Genomic DNA, 23,225 nt, shown 5'->3' with positions numbered 1-23,225 from the left:
AAAAATTGTACTAATTTACTGTGCCTCTGGGCGATAAACCAATACAGTTTAGATAAGCCCGTTTTTTCGTAACTGGTCAAAACAATTCACGCATGATCAATCTCATGAAATGGTCAAGGGAATCCCGTTATCTTTGGGTTTTAAATTGAGAATAAATGGCACAGCTTTCAGTACCCAATCGGACACGGGTGTATAATTAGCAGCTTCTTCTCCAAAGCTAATAGAAAGCATATCTGTATGAATAATCCCTGGATTAAGGGGTATAGCTGCCATACCATTCGGCAATTCTTGTGCCAAAGAACGAGTTAATCCTTCTATTGCCCACTTAGAAGCACAATATGGTGCAACTTGGGCTGAAGTCGAACGTCCCCAACCAGAACTAAAGTTAACAATAATACCCCGTTTCTTTTTCACCATTGCTGGTACGAAATGGCGAATTATATTCGCTACTCCTTTTATATTGATATCTATAAGATCCGAAAATTCTTCAGATGGTATTTCCCACAAAGGTGCTGGATAATTAGTAATTGCCGCATTATTTATCACTATATCTGGCGGTTCATACTTGTTCAGTATATGTTCTGCCCATTTTTCTACAAGCTGTTCATTTGCTACATCTACAGATGTGAAATCATTGGGCGCACTAAACTTTTGGCGTATTTTATCGATTGCATCTGATGAACGGGCGCAACCAATAACAGTATAGCCCTGTTGAATAAAACCCTCGGTCATCGCATAACCTAAACCTTTGCTTATGCCTGTAATTAGGATGAGCTTACTCATACTTTTTTATTATTCCTGCTCTGAATCAATAATTCGTGGGAAAAAATAACCACTACCTCTTGCTGTCATAATGAACTCTGGGTCGTTGGGGTCAGATTCTACCTTTGTCCGCAATCGTGAGATATGCACATCTACCACACGGGTGTCTGTATTCATCTCTGGTACAAAGCCCCACAATTGCTGTAATATTTCAACCCTTGAAAAAATCTTTCCCGAATGATTAACTAACAACTCTAATAAGCTAAACTCCACACCTGTCAACCGAATGCGTTGCTCATTTTTATGCACTTGCCGCTTACTTGTATCGATTTTCAGGTCGCCTGCATGAATTACAAGAGAGTTAGGAATAGTATTGATACTGGTTTTGTGGGAGCGCCGCTTTAGTACACAGGCAATTCGAGCTTCTAGTTCTTTGGGTGAGAAAGGTTTCGTCATGTAGTCATCAGCACCTAGCTCAAGCCCAGTGATTCGGTCTGCTACATCTGCCAAGGCTGTGAGCATGATAATTGGCACCTCTGATTGTTTCCGTAATTCTTGACAGACACCGTAGCCATCCAGCTTTGGCATCATTACATCCAGAACTATTAAATCAGGGGTCAACAGGCGAAAAGCTGACAAAGCTTCTTCACCATCACTAGCTGTAACTACGCTGTAGCCAATCATTTCTAGACGCGTCTGTAAAATTCGACGGATGCTGGCTTCGTCATCAACTACTAGGATTGTGCCTTTATCACCTGATAAGTTTCTCAACGCTGTTCCTCCACAGCGAGAACTCTCAACCATCCATTATCTGTTTATTAGGAGTCAAAACCGCAAAATAATCTTGAGTTACAGTCATGATCGAGAAGCGATGCCTGCGGCGAGCTACGCTTACGCTTAATACTTGCATCTGTGCAACAGATTATGCTGGCACATCTACCCGAAAACAGATTTGTACACAATTAATAATTTATTCAGCAAGGGACTCGTATTTTCCATCGATTTGGTGTACCTTGTTAATTCTGTGCAATTATTAATACCTATCTTCTTGTAACTTTACTCAGACAAATTTTAAACCAATGCCTTCGAGGGAATAATCAATGAATACTTCTAATGAGATACATACCAAGAAAATCATCAAAAAATCCGACAAGCTTACCCTGAGACAGATGAAGCTAATCGAGGAGGCTGAAGACCAACAACTTCTAGCTAATACTGACAATTCTACTGCCCCTGTGGTTGAGGTTGAGGAGAAACTTGTAGCAATTTCAGAGCCTAGAGTTCCTGACTATATTCCATTTCTTGACAATCCTCCAGTACAATCGGTGGGCAATTCCGGCTGGCAGATTTCTGATATTTGGCGGGATATTCGGGTGGATGATTTCTGTGGGTAGACCCCCATGATTACACTGCGTTCATATATCTATACCTCCTACGCCCCTTTAAATCGTATTGGTTGAATCTACGCGTTTAAAACGAATCGATCGCCCTCCTTTACTAAAAAAATTAAAATGCCCACTTGAAACTTATCAATTATTAGACTTTTATCACGCAGCATCACATTTACAAGCTTTTACTGATGTCGCTTTTAGTACAGATAATGAGCGTCAATCATGGTTTAAAAAATCTCGGAAAATTTTAAAGAAAGGTCAGGCACTAGATTTAATGAGAAATATGGGTGAATTTATTTCCGAGGCAACAGGAGAGCGCTGTAAAATTATGGTAAGAGAGCGAAATTATATTTTAAAAGCGTATAGAAGGAGGCTTTTAAAATATAAGGAAGTTGCGGCCCGAAAATTACCTCTCAGTAGTGGCGCTTCTTGATTGTTTAATTCGTCAAGTTGTTAATTTACGTATGAAAGGAAACAGTAAGTTTTGGTTACAGAATAATGCAGAAATTATGTTACATCTGCGTTGTCAATGGATAGCTAAAAGTTGGGGCAATTTTTGTGATTCTATCTTTAATTCTTTTATCAAACCCCAAACTGGTTGATAAATTTTATACTTCATTCTCCTACTAGTGATAGAGACCATCAAGTTCTTGATGAACTTCATCAGAATTTAGCTGAACAAGGTATAATACCTGAAAAGCATTTGGTGGATACTGCATATATAGATGCTCAATTACTTGTAGATTCTTGGCAGTGGTGGACGCAAGCTAATAACTTTGGCAAGAGTATTTCTCGTTTCGCAGCACTAGCTGTCTAAATTCGACTTCAAAGAATTCGCCAACAAAGTCATGATATTCGCGAACCAATCTCCCCTTTCCACATCCCGTGAAAAGTCAGGTCTACAAGACGCTCGCGAACTCGCTTTCCGCAAGCGTCTTTTAATAATGAAATTGATTTGACAGCGATGCGCTCGGTAGGTTTTTAACAGTACAACTCTTTCGCCTTCTTGGGAAATCTGAATCATCAACAAAGTTGAGCGAACTGACCGTCAAATGCTGATATAGCTATCAATTGAGAATTTTAGAATTTTTGTTACTTGGAAACAGGTGTTAGCAAAAAAGCGTGTGTTGGACTACCATTTCCATATCTACCACTACTTACAATCTTACCCACATCATTAATGCCCTTCGCCTCCTCAAGAACTAGACCAGGGATAGGAGAAATCAGGGTATTAAGATCAAGCAATTGACCATGTTCATAGAGTACAGCAACACTTTTGCCACTAACAGTCTGTGCCGAACCGACCACAAGTCCTGCATTATTGATGCCGTAAGCAGCCCCAGTGGGATATTTAGTGGTGCTAAGGTCTTGCACTTTGCCTTTGCTGTATAAGAAGGCATGATAATCTCCTGATTCGTTTTCATTAAACATCAGACCTACTATTTGTCCCTTTCTATTGATGCCACGAGCCATGCTGTAGCGGTAGCCAAGGGTACTAGAGATACCGAGGTCTTGCACTTTGCCATTGTCGAAAAGTACGGCTTGATCCGGTTGAGTGGAGCTACTTGAATAGCCTGCTGCTTGCCCTTCTGTCTTAATAGCATAGGCTGCGCTGACTGACCCACCTGGCAGGAAGCCAAGATTTCGCACATAGCCATTACTAAAAAGGAAAGCACCGCTACCGCTAGAACAGCATGTTGTACCGACTATCTGTCCAGCATTGTCAATAGCGTAGGCATAGCTGTCATAATTACCCAGGAATGTGCCGAGGTCTTTGAGTTGACCACAACTATAGATAAAGGCGTGAGTTTTACGAAACGGAGGCTGACTAAGTGGCTCTGAGTATCCTACTACTTGTCCCAAATCATTAATGCCTGTAGCATAACTAGCATCTTCATTTGGTAGGATGCCAATGTCTCGTAGTTGACCATGACTATACAAAACAGCGTGAGGATGATTCCCATCAACGTTGCCTGTACCTACCACAAGTCCTGCATTGTTAATACCACTTGGATCAAAAGCACCAAGGTCGGTAACAGAATACTTAGTAGCTGCATTGACAGCCCCATTCGTGACTTGACCCATCACCGTGAGGGTAGTCAGCGCCATAACAAGATTGCAACTATTTATTTTTATGGATTTCATTATTTTTGTGAATTTCATTTTTTTCGTCATCTACTACTAAGATTGTGCCTTTCTCAGCTGATAAGTTTCTCAACGCTGTTCCTAATGAGCGAGAACCTTAACCCTTCATTATCTGCTTATTAGGAGTCAAAAGCGCAAAACAATCTTGAGTTACAGTCATGATTAAGAAGCGATGCCTGCGGCGAGCTCTACGCTTACGCTTAATACTTGTATCTGTGCAACAGATTATGCTGGGGCATCTACCCGAAAACAGATTTGTACACAATTAATAAATTCTTACAATTTGGGACTCGTATTTTCCATCGACTTGGTGTATTTTGTTATTTCTGTGCAATTATTAATACCCATCTTTTCGCAACTTTACTCAGACAAATTTTAAGCCAATGCCTTCAAGGGAACAGCCAATGAAAACTTCTAATGATACAGATACCAAGAAGATCATCAAAAAATCCGACAAGCTTACCCTGAGACAGATGAAGCTAATCGAGGAGGCTGAAGACCAACAACTTCTAGCTAATACTGACAATTCTACTGCCCCTGTGGTTGAGATTGAGGAGAAACCAGTAGCGATTTCAGAGCCTAGAGTTCCTGACTATATTCCATTTCTTGACAATCCTCCAGTACAATCAGTGGGCAACTCTGGCTGGCAGGTTTCTGATATTTGGCGAGATATTCGGGTAGATGATTTTTGTAATTAAAGCAGACAATTTGTATTCCCAGACAGTTCTGCATCAAGGCGGTTGCAGTTATCCACGATCCGATTCTTAGAAGTTGAGGGACAGGAACCGCTTCAGGGAGAAAAGTTTTCCCGAAGGCATACTTGTGCAGCCTGCCCCTCTGTCTCTTAGCTAAACCAGTATTATGGCAACCGCCTGAGCAACTTTTGTAAACTATCTTTGCACTCAGTCAAAGTTATAGTTGCATTGTGCCTATAATAAGTTACGGCTAACTATAACTGGAAGTTAGCACCCTGTAAATGGTTATCGCTTGGATGACGCATCAAAGGCGATACCAAGACAAGCAAAATTTATCAGCAGCGTAATAGAAACTATTCCGTTGCCACCATGCACCCAGAGCGATCGCATGTTGGTGAAAGTGTTATGTATCAAGGAAAGTAGTGTTAATCGTAGATTATATCGGATAAAAGATAAGGGTACGTTATTTTGTGTTGTAGTCTTGTGTTACTATTGTCACTGAAAGCATAAGATGAGCAAGTTGCTCGCTTTATGGTTTCAAAGCAGGTTGCTCAATTTTATAAAAAAGTTCAACAATTCTAGTCTCTCAAAGCATTGATTTTTCGTGGTTGGCTGCAAGTCCACGTAAAAATAAGTTGAACAATTTGGGGATGGGAAAGAGGTCACTCTACCACTTTTTCAACACAGAGACACCAAACTCAAATAAAAAAGTTCAACAATTAGGAGAGTGCTTCTACCCGAATGTGGGCGTGATGGGCTAGCCCCGCCGGAGGCGATCGCTCTAGTAGTTCGCCAACCCAAAATTGCTGGGTGGAGGTCGGCAGAGGAGCAAGGGAGCAGGGGAGCAGAGGAGAGATTTGTACAAGTTCTTTCCCCCTTGCCCCTCCGCACCTCTGCCTCTCTGCTTGCCACAACGCTTGCGTTACCTTGGCAGACTACTAGTAATAATGTAGCGATCGCCTCCGGCGGGCGGTAAGACTTGCGAGCGATTCATGGACGGATGCCTGGAGCGGGGTAAAGCACCCAACAGAAATTGTAGAACTTTTTTATTTATTGTTGGACTTTATTATTTGTTGTTGAACTTTTTTATTCCTCTACAATCGCAAGAATGAAGTCACGAATCCCACGCCCGGATAAGAAAACGTTTTAAACCGAATGGCACTAAGAAAAGCCGAAATGCTTAAATGCTTGTGGGTTAAGCAGTTTGCAACTGCTTTCGTAATTCGTGCCGGGGTTTGGTCATTAAGGGATAAGCTTTCGGGCGGCGTTTACGGACTCTTGGTTCGTTTCAAGGCAAAGCGATGGCATAGGCGATCGCAAACTCAGCGTGTCTTTCGTGGCGTAGTTTACCGCCGTAGGCATCGCTTCCATGACACTGCCATCTTGGACGACCGCCTGACCCCTCCTCCACTGTTCAATAGCTTTCAAAGCTGTAGCCCTTATTCCGTATAGCTTAGAGCTTTTCTTAGTGCCATTCCTAAATTTATCCTTGAGGATTTGTACTCGGAGTGTCACAGTAGTAGTAGTTATATTTGCTTGCTCGTCCTTGTGAAAGTATTTCATGAACGAGTAAGCTTTTTCTACTTAGCACAAAAATTACATAACCTCTACATCTCATCCCCGTCTCTGTACACCGATCGCTTTATCGGCGTAGTTTACCGCCGTAGGCATCGCTTTCATGAAACTGCATCAAAGACAATTGCCTGAGCCATCCCAACACTAATAAAAATAGCTTTTAAAGCTGTAGTCCTTATTCTGCATAGCTTAGAGCTTTTCTTAGTGCCATTCCGTACTGTAACTTTGTCCCACACTCACACCAACTCCTTTCCCCCCACTAAAAGTCCTTTCCTTGAGCGTCTTTGCGTCTGGTCTGGGCCAAAAAGTATGATCTCCTGCCAGAAATGGTTGTGCTTCTGTTTTTACCTTCTCTACCAGCAGATTCATCAGTTTTTTTCTGTTGGGACGGCTGTCATGCAGTGCGGCATAAATACTCGGCTAAGACCGCCGAAACACTGGATTTTCGGATAAGCTGACAAATGATTGAATGCTTGGGCTGGTCAACACTGCATCCATCAGATCAAATACTGCGTCTCTCACTTTACCTAGATTATCGTAGATTGCTTGCCGGAATTCTTCTAATTGTGTCAGGATCATCTGAGTCAATGAGCTTTTGTTTACATTCATTGACTCTACAGCAGTCAGTGTTACTACTGATTGCTTTTCTTTCAACCTTCAAGATTAGTCTTCAGTACTATTGTCTATTTTTTATCTCTAATTCTCTAAGTACTTTTTTCTGAGCCTGAGCTTTTAGTCCAAACTCCAGTACTTATAAAAAACTAGTAATCTGACGCAGATCGAGGATAATTTGAACAGCACCAACCACAGCTATAAACCCGATCAACTCCATAGCTGAAAAACCCGCGCCAGCTACAGCGAGAATTAGGATAACAGCTGCTGCCATAAAGCGATACCCCGCCCGGACTTTGCAGCGTAGTCTAGTCTCAGTACTCACACCAGTAAGATAAATGATTCCAAGGGTAAAGAAGCACAGCGCTAAGCTAGTGCAAATTAGCCAGCGTTCAGCAGACACCAGTACCAGACCTGTATCACTTGCTAGAGCGTGTTCCATCCCAACTCCGGTAGCGGCAATACTAATCACCAAGGGTAAGTGCATATAGACCCAAGTTTGATAAGCTCCTACGTGGCGGCAGGCACGAGCAGCCTGGATTGCTGAACCACCGAGGTTATCAAAATACACCCACCACAAACTAAAAGCAATACTTAAGCCAAACACGGCAGTATATGTTGATGAGAAATTCCACTCCTGTTGTGCGACTCCATTAACTACCGCTAAGACTGTCTCGCCTAGCACAATTAAGGTAAATAAGCCAAAACGTTCAGGCAAGTGTGAAGCATGGGGAGCCAGTTCCACATGGACAGACTTTCCTGCTGTTAATACTATTCCAAATTCTACTATCAGCGCTAATATCCAAAACCCAAATCGCAGTGGCAAGGGTATAAATACTGACACCAGCCAAAGCAATGCCCCAAATCCAGAACCTCTCGCGATTCGGTTTGTTAATGGTCGTGCTGTTACTATATGCCTTCCAGCACGCAAGAACTCAACGAGGAGTAACACCCGAAAAATAGTGTAGGAAAGAGCAAAACCAACTGAACTTTTACCCAACCCATCGTGTACATTTACTGCTAGTGCTGCCACTGCAAGCATTTGTAAGGCGGTTAGCAGTCGGTGTCCCAAATCATCAGTATCAAATAAGTTGGCGTAAAACGTAGCCCCAATCCAAGACCACCAAATTGGTACAAAGAGCAGCAGAAAGCCAAGCAAGCCTGATAGTGAGATATCCCGATTGAGATTGTGAGCCAGCTCCGAAATCGCAACTACGAAAAATAGATCGAAAAAGAGTTCTAACCATGTCGCATGTCGTTCTTCTTCCTTAGCTTCGCTAATACGCAATTCAGGAGATTTCAACAATTTCTTCATACCACACACTCCTCAATTAATTGTGTATAAATTGCATAGCTGTATTTTCAAATGGTATAAATTGGCATTCATGGTGTTCAGATGTTGTTTCAACCAAAGATATGGGCAGAACAACCTGAAAACGGGTGTTTCCTGGTTCGGAGAACAAGCGGATCTCGCCTTTATGCTTTTCGACAATTCGGTAACTAATGACTAGACCTAAGCCTGTTCCCTGACCTACCCCCTTAGTGGTAAAAAACGGCTCGAATATTCGCTCTTGGATCTCTGGGGGAATGGCTGGACCGTTGTTGGCAATTTCTACTAGGACACAGTTATTTTCTCGTGCTGTACGAATCATGATTTGTCCTTGTCCATTCATGGCATCGATCGCATTGTCAATCATGTTCGTCCATACTTGATTGAGCTCGCTACCATAGACGGAGACTAGCGGTAAGGTCTGGTCATAATTGCGGGTTAGAGTAATACCGCCCTTGAGCTTATGACCGAGAATAGTTAACGTACTTTCAAGTCCTTGGTGTATATCTACCTCTTGCATCGGAGCTTGATCCATATAGGAGTACTCTTTAATGGCTTTGACTAGTTCGGAAATCCGCCCCGAACTTTGGTCAATTTCGTCCAACAGCTCAATTCCTGTGAGTGTAGACTCTAGCCAAGCTAGAACTTCCGCAAGTGATTCTGGGGGTAACTGCTCCACAATAGTATCTAAGCATTGAATATCCAGTCCTCCCCGGACTAAGGAAGAAGCAATTTTCCAGCCGTCAGGCACGTTGTGTGAATCCAGCCAAGTTGTCACCTCTTGCTCGCGATCGCTCTGTGCTAGTAAATCTTCTAAGTGGCAGGGTGTTTCGGCACGTGCAATTACTATGTGCAGCAAGTTGTCAAGAAACAACAGTTGTTCTTTTGTCATCTGCCTGTGATTGAGTTTAAGTCCCAGGTATGGCAATTGTTGAAAAATTGTGTGCAAGTGCTTCGCACCTCGGACGACGGCTGTGGCTGGGTTGTTCAACTCGTGGGCCAAACCAGCTGCTAAAGTACCGAGTGCAATTAGCTTTTGGTGGTGTTGTGACATAGATTCCAACATTTGCACCCGTTGTGCCGTGATGATCAAAAGGTCGCGTGTAATCGCCGGACAGGTTGTGAGCATTTTCCAGAAAGTATCTGTGTCCCATTTCAACATGTAAGTCGGTTTCACAGCACGGACGTTGACGAGATAGTGAGGAACATCTAATAGAATCAACTCATGACCTGTATATGTTCCAGGACCAAAACTCATGATGTGTCTTTCTACGTTACCGACCTGTTTTCTAAACTCAATCTCGCCTTTGATCAAAACGTAGAAATTTTCTATTGGTTGTCCCTCAAGGGCGATATATTCTCCTGGAGCCAACCATAGTTCATGGCCGTGTTCAGACAACCATTGGAATTGCTCATCTGTCAATTGTGCAAAAAGTGACACTTGACGCAAAGCATCTAACATCATTACATCCATAATTACACCTTACTTAGATATTGATGGATAAACTGAATTGCGATCGCACCCTCTCCAACCCCAGAAGCAACTCGCTTCACAGAGCCGTTACGCACATCTCCAGCCACAAAGATGCCTGGTACACTGGATTCAAGCAGGAAGGGTTCGCGATCGAGTTTCCATAGCTTTGAACATTGTTTATTGTGTATCAGGCTCGGCCCGGTGATAATAAATCCTTGTTCGTCTCTCTCTACAGTCCCATCTAGCCAATCAGTGTGTGGTCTCGCGCCAATTAAAATGAATAGCAACTTTGTGGGAATGGTTTCTTGCCCGTGAGTTTTCGTGTTAGCGATCGTAACTGCTTCAAGGTTAGTCTGACCATGAACCTCAACGATGTGCGAGTGAAACCGTACTGTAATATTGTCTGTTGCTAAAATTTGGTCTATCAAGTACTTTGACATACTTGTAGCCAGTGAATTGCCTCGTACCAACATAGTCACATGGCGAGCGTACTTAGAGATGTATACCGCAGCCTGTCCGGCGGAGTTAGCTCCGCCAACTACATAAACATCTTCATTTTGACAGGAGAGTGCTTCGGTCATTGCTGCACCGTAGTACACACCAGCCCCAGTCAGATCCTCAATTCCAGGTACATCAAGCTTGCGATATGAGACACCTGTGGAAATCAACAATGCGTAACAGCTTAATTCTGTCCCGTCTTTAAGCTTGACGATCCGATAAGAATCTTGCAAGCGAATGTCAATTACTTCTTGAGGTGAGAGAAACTCTACCCCGAATCGTTTCGCTTGAGTAACGGCGCGGCGAGCTAATTCCGATCCAGCAATTCCTTGAGGAAAGCCTAAATAGTTTTCGATCCGAGAACTTGTTCCTGCTTGTCCCCCTGGAGCCTCTTTTTCAATTAACACTGTGCGTAAACCTTCAGAGGCTCCATAGACTGCGGCTGCCAAACCAGCCGGGCCAGCGCCCACGATCGCCAAATCATAAAAGGGCATTTGGGCGTGCATCCTCAACCCGATTTTTTCAGCAATTTCGGGGTGGGTTGGCTGTGTGAGATATGAACCGTCAGGACATATTACTAGTGGTAGGTGTGTAATATTACATTGACTATAAGTCAGCCATTGACGCGCCTCTTCATCTGTCTCAATATCTAGCCACTGATAAGGCACATGATTGCGGGCTAAGAAGTCTTTAATGTGATGGCACTTGGGCGACCAACGAGAGCTAATAATCCGGATACCTTCAAAGGGTGGGCGGTATGACGAAACCCAATCGTCTAGTAAGTCGCTAAGAACTGGATAGAGAAGATCTTGTGGCGGTTCCCACGGTTTGAGAAGATAGTAATCAATCTTGGCTGTATTGATTGCAGAGATGGCAGCATCAGTGTCCGCATAAGCTGTTAATAAAACTCGTTTTGCAGACGGGAAAATTTGCATAGCCTGTTCAAGGAACTGCACACCCGACATTTGTGGCATCCGCTGGTCTACCACACAGAGCGCCACTGTCTCATTACGTAATTTTACCTGTTGCAATACTCTCAAAGCGTTTGCACCAGAGTCGGCTCGTAGTACCCGAAAGCGATCGCCATACTCGTGTCGAAGATCTCGCTCTATTACTCGTAAAACTCCGGGATCATCGTCAACAGTAAGTAGTACAGGATTTACCAAAATAGCTCCTTTCTGGGGATGATGTTTGTAATTATTTCACCTTACTCAGTACTAAGTACTGAGTAAGGTGAAAATTACTCAATATTTTTGTTTATCAGTATAAAAAGTTATATTGACTAAGTAAGGGAGGCTAGGGGTGCAGGGAAAGAAAAACTTCCCCAGACTCCCTGCTCTCCCTGCCCCTTTTACTCCTTTCAACAAATAACTTTCCTTAACCGAACTGTATTAAGCGTAGTCCTAATAGCTTTGGATAAACCGTAGTTTCCTTGTTGGAATCGTGTATTTGCTATCCAATTTTTAGGACTACTAAAACGTCTTTTAATGCAATCTACACACTGGCCATCTCAGCAGTTTCATACCGTTCTAAGACAGTTACACTGTCGCAAAATGCACTCGTAGTCAGAAATTGTTTTACATTCTCCGGTGCGCCGACTATGTAGAGTTCAACATGAGAACCCAGTTTTTGCTTAGTAAAAATTAGGGCCCGCAGACCAGCAGTAGTAATACATTCCAGGTCTTGTAGTAGTAAGACGAGACGATTAATTGGCTGTGCTGTGGCTTTGGTTATGGCTTCCTGAAAATGTACCACGCCATTGGCATCCAATAACCCAGTTAAGGAGATTTTGGCAATACCATTACTGACTTCCAACACTGTTGCGTCGAAAGATACTTGAGTCGGCAGAAGCCGAACTCTAACTTTCACAGCGTCTTGACTAATCGGCAGTTTGACTGTCAGGTTGGCAGCATCAAAATCAGCATACCTTTGCCCATCGATCCAAACATCCCCAATCCGCACGCTACCTGGTGGTAAGATATCTGGTGCAACTCGCAGAATGTTGTCCTTAAAGCCACCTGGTTTTGGTTTGAAGTACAAATCCATTGGCTGTTTAGTAATCAGCAGATTTGTATAAACGCAAGCTAAATAGGCCAATTCAAAGGAATGATAACCACTCATGGAGTGGCTTCCCTTACCTCGTTCTGTTCCTAACAAGTAGGGAATCCCATTTGACAGAACGTTAAAGTAGATACCCCCAGCCACGTAATCTAGGAACCAAGCATTATAGAAAGCTGCTGCTTCCCGAGCTTGGCGTTGGTATTCAGGTTTATCAAGTGAACCACTCAAGATTAGGTAGGCTAAGATAGCTTGTTCCTGTTGCCACCAAGCTTTCCGATTATGCCAAACAAAGCGGTGTACCTCTTGTCCTGGTTTTAAAGTGCGTTCCACCACATCGTACCAACCGCCACGCTGTTGGTCGCTACCGACTGCTGGCATGATTTCTCCAATCTTTTCTGCCAGAGTCACATAGTTTTCTTTTGGTTTCAGGTGGTTCATCCGCATTAGGTTCCAAGCAATTTTGAGGTTATGACCTACAACTGCTCGATTCTGCTGCCATCCCCAAGTTGTATCGTGACTCCAATCCTCATGAAAACGTTCTTGAACAAATGGGCTATGGTCATAATCGGGGAAACGCTTTTCAATGGTGTCGAAGGTGTACTCCAAGAAAGTTGCGTATTCTTCTTTGCCAGTCGCCAACCACAGATTGATCAAATAAGCTGGGGCATGGTCACCTACCGAGTTCCAGTTTTTCTTGGCACGATTGTGGCCTAGAGTCTGAGAATGGGGACTGAGAGTAATCGGATCGATATGGGAGAAAAATCCTCCTTTCTCTGTTTTGTCCAAGAAATACTTGTCAAACAGATTAATCGTTAACTCGATATCTTTGATGATGCGTGGATCGCCGGTGATCCGATAGGTTTGGGTAGGGCCAGCCAAGGCATAAATTTGCTCATAGGCTGGAATAGCATCATAATCATCTCCAAATTCTGAGGAGAATATTTTCTGTTCGCTACCGCCGGGATTGACATCAACACCGTGATACCAATAGCAAATTCCTTCGCCTTCATCGAGGAAACGCATGTGTTGGCGCAGGTATTCAGTACCTTTTTCCGCGGCTTCCAAATAGCGATCATCCCCAGTCATCATGTAGGCTGTGGCAAAACCGTAAACTAGGCGAGAAATAGTATCAGTTTCCTGACGATTACTATCTTCTTTGGAACCAACTAAACCGATACCAGTGCGATATTTCCGGTAATCAATTTCGCCATCTTCAAACTGAGCTTTGAGGTAAAAATCGCCCAAGCTTCGGATTTGCTTAACCCACCAATCTGGTCTTTCAAAAAGATACTCGTTTTCTGTTCTACCCAGAAAAACTATGTGTTTAGCTTCAAACTTATGCTCGCCTGTTTCAGGATAAAAAATGCCATACACGAAAAGATAGCAATCTGGAACGAGCATTGAACTTATTTGGCTAGTGCAATCAAAGAAAGGCTCATTTAAATTGCGTACTAGTTCACCATAGGTCATTGAGGTCAATGCTACTTCAAATTTCCTGCCATCTGAAGTTTTGAGATCGAAAGTACCAGAATCTCCTTTACTTGAATCAAAAGCGGTAACATACCCAGCAATCAAATCTGAAAATGAGAAGTCTATATTACTCATTGAATTCACTCCGAATTGGAAATTCATTAATTGAAAACCATTTAGAAATCAGAACAACAACGCTACGCTCTTTAACAGCATAGATATTACCTGAAACTAGAGTTTCTTCCCCTGGTTCTACAATATCCATTGGAGAAGAAAGAGCAGTATCCACGACTCTGCACCATTTTCTACCTTTAATAGCAGGAATTTCAAAGTCGAGATCTTCCCAGTACATGTTGAGCATGACATGGATGTCTGCTTCTCCTTCAAAGCCCCCGAGAGTAAATGCGAGAACTCTCGCATGAGAGTCGTGCCAACCTGGTTTGAATAACTTGCAACCATGCCAAGCAATATCTGCCAAGCCTCGTTCGTTAACTTCTCCAGTGAAAAAATTACTCCGGCGTAAGGCAGAATGACAGTAGCATTTGCGGAAATTAACCATCAGTTTGAAGAACCTGAAAATATCAGCATTCTTCTGGACAAGATTCCAATCAAACCAACTAATTTCGTTATCTTGACAGTAAGCGTTGTTGTTACCTTTTTGGGTACGTCTGACTTCATCACCAGCCACAATCATCGGTACACCTTGAGAGAGCAGGAGAATGGCTGCAAAATTCTTAATCTGTCGGCGACGTAATGCATCAACTTGTGGGTTATCAGTTTCTCCTTCATAACCACAATTCCAACTCAAGTTGTCATTGATGCCATCTTGATTGTTTTCACCATTGGCTTCATTGTGCTTGTGGTTGTAAGAAACTAAATCATTCAGGGTGAACCCGTCATGACAACTAATGAAGTTGATGCTATTTATCGGTAAATGTCTGCTTGATTGATAAAGGTCAGCACTTCCAGCCAAACGCCAAGCTACTGCCCCAACTATGCCTGGATCTCCTTTAACAAAGCGTCGGATATCATCTCGAAAACGTCCGTTCCATTCTGCCCAGCGATATCCAGGGAAGTCGCCAATTTGATAAAGTCCACCGGCATCCCAAGCCTCGGCAATGATTTTGGTGTCAGCTAGTGTTTCGGATGTTTCAATGTGCCAAATCACTGGCGGATGGATCATTGGTATTCCGTCTTGGCTGCGAGAGAGGATGGAGGCTTCATCAAAGCGGAAGCCATCGACGTGCATCTCTTTGACCCAAAATTCTAGGCAATCTACAATTAACTTTTCGACTATAGGATGGTTACAGTTGACGGTATTGCCACACCCAGAATAGTCCATGTAGTATTGCTTATCCCAATGTACTAGGTGATAAAAAATACTATTAAAAAGACCTTTGAAGCTGATGGTTGGGCCTTCATGGTTGCCTTCGTCGGTATGGTTAAAGACTACATCTAGAATGACTTCAATCCCTTCTTTATGTAAAGCCTTAACCAAATCTCGAAACTCTCTGATATGATTTCCCACATCAGGAAAAGCACAATAAGAAGCTTCGGGAGCAAAGTAGCTGTGTGGGTTATATCCCCAGTAGTCTTTTAGTGGCTTCCCGTTAACTTCTCTCAGAAGGTTCTTTTCGTCAAAGTCAAATATTGGTAGCAGTTCAACAGCCGTGATTCCTAACTCTTTCAGGTAAGGAATTTTCTCGATAATTCCATGAAAAGTGCCGGGGTGTTTAGATATGGAAGAGGACGATCTGGTAAATCCGCCGACGTGTACCTCATAAATGACGGTATCACTCATTGGTCGGTTGAGGGGGCGATCGCCTTCCCAGTCATAATCTGATATATCTATAACTACACTACGCATAGATGTAGTCAGGTTATCTTTTGTCCCTAAAGCATTGTTACGCTGCCAAAGAGTGTTGGTGTTTCCCCTTGCATAAGGGTCTAGCAGTACCTTATTTTTATTAAAGCGGTGTCCCGAGTGGTGTAAATCAGGATTACCATCAACTCGATAAGCGTAATGAGCGCCCGCTTTTAAGCCTTTGACATAGACATGCCAAAAGTGGAAGGTTTTATTAAACTTTGGGTTTAACTGAATAATCTGTGTCGGCTGCGGAGAATCATCGCGATCGAACAGCAAGAGTTCGACAGAGGTAGCATGTTCTGAAAAGATGGAGAAGTTTACTCCATCTTTGTCTGGTACTGCACCGAAAGGATGTGAACATCCTGATTCTAATTGGTAATCAGGTATCCCTAGTTCAACCTGATATCTATCTCTAGTTAAAGTCATTTTTTCTTTTTGTCCTGAGAGCATTTAACTGGTACGTGTTTTAGCAAGTTTTCAGCCATTGATAAAATTATTAACTACGTTTAAATTATGATATTATCAATATTTTATTAATGGCTTATTACTCTTAAAAACCCATTTTTTGACTACAATATTTCCTAGATGGGCTTATTACTTCTATTATCTATTCATGGATTTTTTGTTCATTGATTTCGAGCAATTACTAAGTTAAATTTACGCAACTAGTTGGCAAAATAAAATCTAATTATTCCGATAATTAAATTACCAATTAAGTAGCTTCTGTAATTAATTTTAATGTCTGCTTAATTTATTTGCAATGGTTTAAATTTCGTAGCATGTTTGTATTCTTTTGATAATAAATAAACCCCAGATCAACAAACCGCTCTCGGAACATCTCAATGAGTGTAAAAACACTTATGTTAAACAACTAGAGTAGCAGAAATATTTTCAAGTATACACAAGTTGGTAAGGGCACGGCAGTGCCCATTGGTGTCAACTTAACGTGAAACTCTTGTCAAGAAGTGATTTTGAATTTACTCGCGTACCATCACTCAACGCGTTACCCCACCCTAGCCCTCCACTTATAAAGGCTACGGTGTACACACAAGTACTATCTGAAAGGGTTTCAGGCGTTATAGACCCCTTAAATTGTTATTACGAGCGCAGTGATAACGGAGCGTTCGCGAAGCGTCTCGTAGAGAAGTAATCACATAATCCCGTGAGTTTTTGCGATTGCTTGTCTACGACACGCACTTGCGTTCGTCGTTCCTCCTCTCTACGAGACGCTGCGCGAACGCAATGACAGGCTTTCAGAGCGATCGCACAATCCTATTGCTAGAGGACGAAACCAATTGTCAGGTGGAATTTCACGACTTGTGTGTACACCGTAGCCTTATAAAGGGGAGGGAACTAGATTTCTTTTACCCCCCTTTATAAGGGGCGATTAGTATTGCAGGTCGCTACACCAATGAGCAGTGCCGTGCCCCTACGAGAAATCTATCTGTATCAAGGTTTTCGTGAAATCGGATTACCCATTCACAGGAAATACCAAACATGGATAATTCAAAAACCACATCTTTCGTAGGGGCACAGCACTGCTCATTGGTGTCAACTTAAGCTAAAAATGGCTTATCTGTTTGCTTCCTCACCCGCCTTGAACTTCAGTTCAAGGCTAATAGATAAAGTCTACTGAAGTAGACTAAAGATTTTTGGAGATATTTAGTAATCTTTAGATTACTTTTGTTATTAGTAGGACTTACGCAAAAATCCCCAAAAAGCTTAATTTATCGAACCGTCAAGAACGTCAAGAACGCCAAGAATCGTAGAGTATGCGTAAGTCCTAATTAGCAAGGAACTTCAGTTCCTTGTGGGACATAACTTTGACGTTAAGTTGACACCAATGAGCACTGCTGTGCCCTTTATTGAAGACTCATAATGACAATTTATCTGCTTTGGTAAATTTAATCTGACAAAATCTGTTCTGCACATTGCTGAATTAATTTGGCGATTAAACCTGTCCAACCAGTTTGATGACTAGCACCAATACCTGCGCCATTATCTCCATGAAAGTATTCATTGAACAGAATCAGGTCGCGCCAATTGGGGTCAGTTTGAAATTTTTCTGTTCCACCATAAAAAGGTCGTTTACCGGAAGCATCAGTCAGAAAAATTTGGATCAGCCTTTGAGCTAATTCAATTGATACTTCCTTGAGTGTCATCATTTGTCCAGAACCGGTGGGACACTCAACTTTGAAATCGTCACCAAAGTAGCGATAGAACTTTTGTAGCGATTCTAGCAGTAGATAATTAATCGGGAACCAAATTGGCCCGCGCCAGTTGGAATTACCGCCAAACATCCCTGTGCTAGATTCAGCAGGTTCGTAATCTACTCGATACTGCCGACCATCTACGGTCAAAACGTAAGGATGGTCGGCATGGACTTTAGAAACAGAGCGAATTCCATAAGGTCCGAAAAATTCTGTTGCGTCTAACATTTTTTCTAGGATGCGACGGAGTTTATCTGGATAGGCGATCGCCAACAGGTGACGTTCACCAACCCCCTGTTTCTGCATACAAGCGATATTTCGTGTCAGATCGGGGCGATTTTTCAGAAACCATTGCGTCCGTTCTCTAAAACCTGGAAGCCGTTCTAAGGTTTCTGGTTCTAAAATACTCACGGCGCATAAGGGAATTAACCCCACTAGCGATCGCACTTTCATAGGAAATTGATGACTATCAGGTAAATGTAGAGCATCGTAGTAAAAACCATCAGTTTCATCCCATAACGCTATCTCGGTATCGCCAACGCCGTTCATGGCATCTGCAATGTAGAGGAAATGCTCGAAAAACTTGCTGGCGATGTCCTCATAGGTGGAATTTTCCTTTGCTAACTCTAGGGCGATGGTCAGCATATTCAAAGAATACATCGCCATCCAACTTGTACCATCTGCTTGTTGCAGATATCCACCAGTTGGTAGTTGAACGCTGCGATCGAAGACACCAATATTATCCATACCCAGAAAGCCACCCTGAAAGATATTTTTGCCCTCTAAATCTTTCCGGTTAACCCACCAAGTAAAGTTCACCAGTAATTTCTGGAAGACACTTTCCAGAAATTTTTTATCTGCACGACCATAGATTTTTTGCTCAATCTGATAAACTTGCCATGCTGCCCAAGCATGAACGGGTGGATTGACATCACCAAAAGCCCATTCATAAGCTGGTAGCTGACCGTTAGGATGCATATACCACTCCCGTGTCAAGCGACTGAGTTGCAGCTTGGCAAAGTCGGGGTCAATCATCGAGAGCGGAATTACATGAAAAGCTAAATCCCAAGCCGCAAACCAAGGGTATTCCCATTTATCGGGCATGGAAAGTATATCGTCGTTAAATAAATGAAACCATTCATGATTTCTGCCATTGAGCCGTGATGCTGGTGGCTTCGGGGTTGCTGGATCGCCTTTTAGCCATTGGTCGGCGACATAGTAGTAAAATTGTTTACTCCATAACATGCCTGCAAATGCTTGCCGCTGCACATTACGTCTGTCCTCTAACATCGGTAATGGAGAAATCCGCTGATAAAATTCATCCGCCTCATGCTGGCGCTGTTGCCAAATTGTCTCAAACTCAGTTCCAAATGGTGCAGTTAAATTTTGCATATCACTTAACCGCAACCGTACTATCTTGGTTTCACCTGCACCAATTTCTAATTCGTAACGAGCTGCAAATTTAGTGCCGATGCGGTTGGGATTGACAGCAGTTTTTTCCCCATTCACGACATAATTATTGATGCCATCTTTTACGTATGGCGAAGCATTGTTGACTGCAAACAATCTTTGATTATTAGTCTCATTTTCTGTAAATAGTAGCTCTGGAGTTTCATTACAATAGAGCCACCGGGTTTCTAAAGAAGGGTCATAAGCTTCGATGGTGCTGAGATCAGAGTTCGATTGGCTAATTTTTAACCAGGGCTTCTCTTGTTGATTATCAGTCCAAGACCAGGTGTTGCGGAACCAGAGCGTTGGTAGCAAATGCAGCGTTTTTGCTTCTGAACCTCGATTTATCGCGCTGATTTGAATCAAAATGTCTTCGGGTGAAGCTTTAGCATACTCAACGAATACATCAAAGTAGCGGTCTTGAGCAAATATACCTGTATCGATTAATTCAAACTCTGGACTTTGGCGACCTCTGTGGCGATTTTCTTCTACCAGCTGACCGTATGGAAAAGCAGCTTGGGGATATTTATAAAGATATTTCATATAGGAGTGAGTAGGGGTGTTATCCAGGTAGAAGTAGTATTCTTTAACATCTTCTCCGTGATTCCCCTCGTTCCCTGTGAGACCAAAAAGCCTCTCTTTGAGAATTGCATCTTCACCATTCCAAAGAGCGATCGCAAAACATAGTCGCTGATGATTATCAGAAATTCCTGCAATCCCATCTTCTCCCCAGCGATAGGCGCGGGAGCGAGCATGATCGTGGGGAAAGAATTCCCAGGCGGTACCATCAGGGCTATAGTCTTCCCGCACCGTTCCCCACTGTCTTTCGCTCAGGTAGGAACCCCATCGTTTCCAATAGGCTGTGCGATCGCGGTCTGCTGCTAATCTTGCTTCTTCTTGAGTCATGGCGATTTTATGGGATTTTGGATTAAGAATCTAACGGTACAAGGCTTGTATGCTGATTTTGGATTAATGCAAAACTTAAAACTCAGAATTCTCTGTGGTCGGTTCTGTTGCTATCCAGGCGCGAAGCACTTCTGTCACCGTCCAGGCTTGAGCAATACAACCTCGTGGGCTGAGTGGCTCATCGCCATCAAAAATCTCACTGAGACTACCGACGCCGTGAGTGCATAGATGATTAGCCATTGGCTGAAGTAAACTCCGAGCTTGGGCTGGATCGTTAAAAACACGTAGGTGGACTAAAACAAATGGCCCAATTAGCCAGCCCCAAACTGTTCCCTGGTGATAAACACTATCTCGCTGAAGTCCATCTCCACCATAGTGACCTTGATATTTTGGATTGTTGGGGTCAAGACTGCGTAGACCGTGGGAAGTCAGAAACCGATCGCCCACAAGATTCCACCACACCCCGTTGTTGAACTGGAGTCAGGGGGCTTTTTGGTAAGGACACAGTGAATATCTGGTTTGGTCGCAACGGCCAAATCGAGAACACCACAAATTTCGCGTCCAAAGTTGATACTCATAAGTGATATTACGTTCTGTACTCTAGCTCGCAAAAATCCTAGAACAGTAGAGCCAAGAGAAACTACCTACTGCTCATGATAGTTACGGCTCAATCCCCCATCTACGTAGAAGGTTGCGCCTGTGATGTAGTCAGCATCAGCTGAGGCTAAGAAGGCAACTATCGGCGCGATATCCTCTGGCTTGCCTAAACGACCCAGGGGAATATTTTTCAACAACGCTGCTAATTTTTCGGGGTCATTTAACAGCTTACTATTGATTGGTGTCTCAATTGCTCCAGGAGCCACATTGTTAATTGTAATTCCCAAAGACCCAAGCTCAACTGCTAGGTTACGCATCATCATCTTCACACCGCCCTTGCTGGCACAGTAGGCAGTGAAGTGGGGAAATGCTATTTCCTCATGGGTGGAGCTAATATTTATGATTTTGCCAGTTCGCTTGGTTTCAATGAAGTGCTGCACGATCGCTTGAGTAGCGAAAAATGTGCCTTTGAGGTTGACATCGATCACTGCGTCATAGTCAGCTTCGGAAATATTCCAGAAGTCAGCATTTCGACCGTCGATGCCAGCGTTGTTGATAAGAATATCTAACTTACCAAAGTGTTGAATACCCTGGTCTATAAGTTGACGAATATCGCTAACTACACTTAAATCAGCTTTAACAGTTAAACCTTTGCTACCAGTAGCTTCTACTTTCGACAGAGTTTCTTCAGCCCCTTCAGGATGAGAACGGTAGTCAATCACTACATCTGCACCTTGTTCAGCCAAATGCACGGCAATAGCTTGACCAATTCCTCCGCTACTACCAGTTACTAAAGCTACCTTACCTTCTAGTTTCTTCATTGCCTTTTCCCTTCTAGAATATTTTGATGTTTTCAGGTCTTATAAATGACTTTCAACTAAAACAATCTTTGCAAGAATTCAGAAGTCAGAATAGTTTAAGAATCAGGATCGTATTTGATGAATGAATATACCGTTCATACTAGACTCTTGACAAATTTTGATTTCCAAGTGCTGAATTCTTATTTATCCCTCTTTTATCCATCTGAGGAGAGAAAAATACTCTACCTTTGGTAAGGTTCAGATGTAGTCAAAAATTTGGCGATCGCTTATGTTATCTACTCCGCAGAATCTCATCATTTTAACTTATGTGTTGTGAAAGTTGAAAGCGATCGAGCTTATAGATTTTTCTCTGTCAAAAGTAATAAAAGAGGGATATATGCCTGATTTTTTGCTAGTTATACCTTGGCAGCAACTTTGTTGTTTCTAGCTTAAATCTACTGATGCTTTGCCAGGTATGGTACTTTTACATTCTTAAAAATGCAACGATAGTTAGGAACATGAAAAAGTTTCCCTGTTAAAACTTCGCTTTCACCCATAGATATCAGTTGAAAAACTTTCACGGCAACTATTGCTCCTAATGGCGATGCAATACAATAAAGCCACTGGTTTTGCCAAGACCATGCTAATAAAGCCGGCCCAAAACTGCGTGCTGCATTCAAACTAGTGCCAGAAATCGGCGCTCCTAACCAGACCATAGTTGCTACTAGCAGCCATACCATTACAGGTGTCCAGCGTAATAAATGATGATGACTTAAGAAGATGAAGATAGACAATACTAACAAAAATGTCATGAAAACTTCAGCTAAAAACACATACCACAAAGGATAACCTATTCCAGGTGAAGTGATGCAATAATTGACGCTAACCAGGTAATTTCCCCACAAAGCTAATGCTAAAGACGTGCCAATAATTGCACCAATAAATTGACCAAAAATATATCCAATTAAGTCTTTTTTATGCATTTTGCCTTGTAACCAAAATGCTAATGATAAGCCGGGGTTGAGGTGCGAACCACTCAATTTTCCTAAAGGGGAAATACTAAATAATGCACCACTTCCAGCAAAAATAAGACCATTAATTAATAAACGAGGACTTACTGCCGGAATGAGATGCTCCATAGGTAAGCCTTTGCCAAAATTGAAGGTGATGATACTGAATCCAACCAAGAGATTGAAAGCAGTTCCCACCAACTCTGCACCATATTCAGACCAGTTAAGGGTTTTCCAGTTTGTGAAAGTATTCATGAGTTTCTTTCTGCCGATCGCCAATTAGACTATATACAGCAATTCCATCTAGGTTTTGAACAAAGATTAACGAGTACACAAGAATTTTAATTCTGAACTTGTTCATCTCTGATTGCGG

Annotated in this window: 19 protein-coding genes and 2 pseudogenes; 6 read left to right on the top strand and 15 right to left on the bottom strand. The window is 42.6% G+C overall.

Annotation, left to right across the window (positions count from 1 at the left end; genetic code table 11):
* Positions 1-102: 102 nt before the first annotated feature.
* Positions 103-783 carry an SDR family oxidoreductase gene (locus tag FD723_RS35080; RefSeq protein ID WP_179069852.1) on the bottom strand — a complete coding sequence of 227 codons (681 nt, stop codon included), beginning with the start codon at positions 781-783 and terminating at the stop codon, positions 103-105.
* Positions 784-792: 9 nt separating this feature from the next.
* On the bottom strand, positions 793-1,566 hold the full coding sequence (gene rpaB / locus FD723_RS35075) for a response regulator transcription factor RpaB (protein ID WP_179069851.1): 774 nt from the start codon (positions 1,564-1,566) through the stop codon (positions 793-795).
* 296 nt (positions 1,567-1,862) lie between these two features.
* Between rpaB and FD723_RS35070 the strand changes: the two genes are divergently transcribed.
* The 3 genes and pseudogenes from FD723_RS35070 (at position 1,863) to FD723_RS35060 (ending at position 2,970) form a co-directional block, all read left to right on the top strand.
* Positions 1,863-2,156, top strand: coding sequence for a hypothetical protein (locus tag FD723_RS35070; protein ID WP_179069850.1), 294 nt, complete (start codon positions 1,863-1,865; stop codon positions 2,154-2,156).
* A 94-nt stretch (positions 2,157-2,250) separates the two neighbouring features.
* Positions 2,251-2,755: pseudogene (locus FD723_RS35065) on the top strand (ISLre2 family transposase); the annotation flags it as partial.
* The gene (locus FD723_RS35060; protein WP_179069849.1) at positions 2,752-2,970 is read left to right on the top strand and encodes a hypothetical protein; all 219 of its coding nucleotides are present in this window, start codon (positions 2,752-2,754) and stop codon (positions 2,968-2,970) included. The pseudogene FD723_RS35065 and the gene FD723_RS35060, both read left to right, overlap by 4 nt.
* Positions 2,971-3,245: 275 nt before the next feature.
* On the opposite strand, the gene FD723_RS35055 is transcribed toward FD723_RS35060, so the two are convergent.
* Entirely contained in the window at positions 3,246-4,262 is a 1,017-nt protein-coding gene (locus FD723_RS35055) for a hypothetical protein (RefSeq protein WP_218651871.1), read from the bottom strand.
* 440 nt (positions 4,263-4,702) lie between these two features.
* On the opposite strand from FD723_RS35055, the gene FD723_RS35050 reads away from it, so the two are divergent.
* Both FD723_RS35050 and FD723_RS35045 read left to right on the top strand, forming a co-directional pair.
* The gene (locus tag FD723_RS35050) at positions 4,703-4,996 is read left to right on the top strand and encodes a hypothetical protein (protein ID WP_179069847.1); all 294 of its coding nucleotides are present in this window, start codon (positions 4,703-4,705) and stop codon (positions 4,994-4,996) included.
* Positions 4,997-5,720: 724 nt separating this feature from the next.
* Positions 5,721-5,969: a hypothetical protein gene (locus FD723_RS35045; RefSeq protein WP_179069846.1), complete on the top strand. Its 249-nt coding sequence runs from the start codon at positions 5,721-5,723 to the stop codon at positions 5,967-5,969.
* Between the two features lie 312 nt (positions 5,970-6,281).
* Here FD723_RS35045 and FD723_RS43470 read toward each other — a convergent pair whose 3' ends face one another.
* On the bottom strand, positions 6,282-6,404 hold the full coding sequence (locus tag FD723_RS43470) for a hypothetical protein (RefSeq protein ID WP_256875341.1): 123 nt from the start codon (positions 6,402-6,404) through the stop codon (positions 6,282-6,284).
* 137 nt (positions 6,405-6,541) lie between these two features.
* Between FD723_RS43470 and FD723_RS35040 the strand changes: the two genes are divergently transcribed.
* Positions 6,542-6,700, top strand: a complete 159-nt coding sequence (locus FD723_RS35040; protein ID WP_179069845.1) for a hypothetical protein — start codon at positions 6,542-6,544, stop codon at positions 6,698-6,700.
* A 69-nt stretch (positions 6,701-6,769) separates the two neighbouring features.
* On the opposite strand, the gene FD723_RS43465 is transcribed toward FD723_RS35040, so the two are convergent.
* The 11 genes and pseudogenes from FD723_RS43465 to FD723_RS34990 form a co-directional block, all read right to left on the bottom strand.
* A complete protein-coding gene (locus FD723_RS43465) occupies positions 6,770-6,937 on the bottom strand; it encodes a hypothetical protein (RefSeq protein WP_256875340.1) in 168 nt (55 codons plus the stop codon).
* Positions 6,938-6,988: 51 nt separating this feature from the next.
* Positions 6,989-7,222 carry a hypothetical protein gene (locus tag FD723_RS43460; RefSeq protein WP_256875339.1) on the bottom strand — a complete coding sequence of 78 codons (234 nt, stop codon included), beginning with the start codon at positions 7,220-7,222 and terminating at the stop codon, positions 6,989-6,991.
* A gap of 97 nt (positions 7,223-7,319) precedes the next feature.
* Positions 7,320-8,495 (bottom strand): low temperature requirement protein A, encoded by a 1,176-nt coding sequence (locus FD723_RS35030; RefSeq protein ID WP_179069844.1) that lies wholly within the window; start codon positions 8,493-8,495, stop codon positions 7,320-7,322.
* A gap of 16 nt (positions 8,496-8,511) precedes the next feature.
* Complete coding sequence (locus tag FD723_RS35025) at positions 8,512-9,984, bottom strand: ATP-binding protein (protein ID WP_256875338.1); 1,473 nt, start codon at positions 9,982-9,984, stop codon at positions 8,512-8,514.
* Positions 9,985-9,986: 2 nt separating this feature from the next.
* Positions 9,987-11,648, bottom strand: a complete 1,662-nt coding sequence (locus FD723_RS35020) for an FAD-dependent oxidoreductase (protein WP_179069843.1) — start codon at positions 11,646-11,648, stop codon at positions 9,987-9,989.
* Positions 11,649-11,976: 328 nt separating this feature from the next.
* A complete protein-coding gene (locus FD723_RS35015) occupies positions 11,977-14,148 on the bottom strand; it encodes an AGE family epimerase/isomerase (protein ID WP_179069842.1) in 2,172 nt (723 codons plus the stop codon).
* Positions 14,141-16,306 carry a glycogen debranching protein GlgX gene (glgX, locus tag FD723_RS35010; RefSeq protein WP_179069841.1) on the bottom strand — a complete coding sequence of 722 codons (2,166 nt, stop codon included), beginning with the start codon at positions 16,304-16,306 and terminating at the stop codon, positions 14,141-14,143. Before glgX ends, FD723_RS35015 begins: the two co-directional genes overlap by 8 nt.
* Positions 16,307-17,784: 1,478 nt before the next feature.
* Positions 17,785-20,445, bottom strand: coding sequence for a glucosidase (locus tag FD723_RS35005; RefSeq protein WP_179069840.1), 2,661 nt, complete (start codon positions 20,443-20,445; stop codon positions 17,785-17,787).
* A gap of 75 nt (positions 20,446-20,520) precedes the next feature.
* Positions 20,521-20,974, bottom strand: a pseudogene (locus FD723_RS35000) (amylo-alpha-1,6-glucosidase); the annotation flags it as partial.
* Between the two features lie 115 nt (positions 20,975-21,089).
* The gene (locus FD723_RS34995; RefSeq protein ID WP_179069839.1) at positions 21,090-21,863 is read right to left on the bottom strand and encodes a glucose 1-dehydrogenase; all 774 of its coding nucleotides are present in this window, start codon (positions 21,861-21,863) and stop codon (positions 21,090-21,092) included.
* 434 nt (positions 21,864-22,297) lie between these two features.
* Positions 22,298-23,107 (bottom strand): MIP/aquaporin family protein, encoded by an 810-nt coding sequence (locus tag FD723_RS34990; RefSeq protein ID WP_094346165.1) that lies wholly within the window; start codon positions 23,105-23,107, stop codon positions 22,298-22,300.
* Between the last annotated feature and the right edge of the window lie 118 nt (positions 23,108-23,225).

Source organism: Nostoc sp. C052 (genome assembly GCF_013393905.1).
Classification (GTDB): Bacteria; Cyanobacteriota; Cyanobacteriia; order Cyanobacteriales; family Nostocaceae; genus Nostoc.
The sequence above is the reverse complement of the archived record's forward strand: the minus strand, read 5'-3'. Positions and strand labels throughout refer to the sequence as shown.